Here is a 544-nt window from a genome sequence, read left to right as displayed (position 1 = left end):
GGCATGCCGCCTTCGCGCTGCTGGCCCGCCAGGTGAAGGCCTGGGCGAAGGCGCGCGGGTTGGACTCGGCGCCGTTCGGCGGCCTGCCGGGGCCGGCCTGGGCCGTGCTGGCCGCGCGCACCGTCCGGGAGGCCGGCGAGCAGGAGCCCACGGAGCTGCTGCGCCGCTTCTTCGGCAGCTGGGCCACCTGGGACTGGCACCATCCGGTCGCGCTCACCGGCCCGCCCGTGCGACAGCGCTCCGAGGGCGTCACCGTGCTCACCCCGACCGCACCGGTGCGCAGCTGCACCGAGCAGGTCAGTGCCGGCGGCCTGGCGCTGCTGGGCAGGGAGCTCCTCCAGGCCTGGGAGCTGCTGGAGCCCGGAGCCGAGCGGCGGGCCGGCAGCTCGCCGCAGGCCGGTGCGGGCTGCCCTCGCGAGCTGCTGTCGGCGCCGCCGCTGCACCGTCGCCATGCCGCCTGGGCCCTGCTCACCGTCCGCCCACCCAGGCCCGAGGAGTTCGAGGAGACCCTGGGCCGGGTGCGCGGCCGGCTGCCCGCCCTGCT

1 protein-coding gene is annotated in these 544 nt (G+C 78.1%); it reads left to right on the top strand.

What is annotated here, in order from left to right; translation table 11 throughout:
• Window positions 1–544: poly(A) polymerase (locus tag KS423_RS46990; RefSeq protein WP_308020341.1), on the top strand; the 544-nt coding region annotated here is incomplete at both ends.

The organism is Streptomyces sp. LS1784 (assembly GCF_020103755.1).
Lineage (GTDB): Bacteria > Actinomycetota > Actinomycetes > Streptomycetales > Streptomycetaceae > Kitasatospora.
This window is presented reverse-complemented; position numbering and strand designations above follow the sequence as displayed.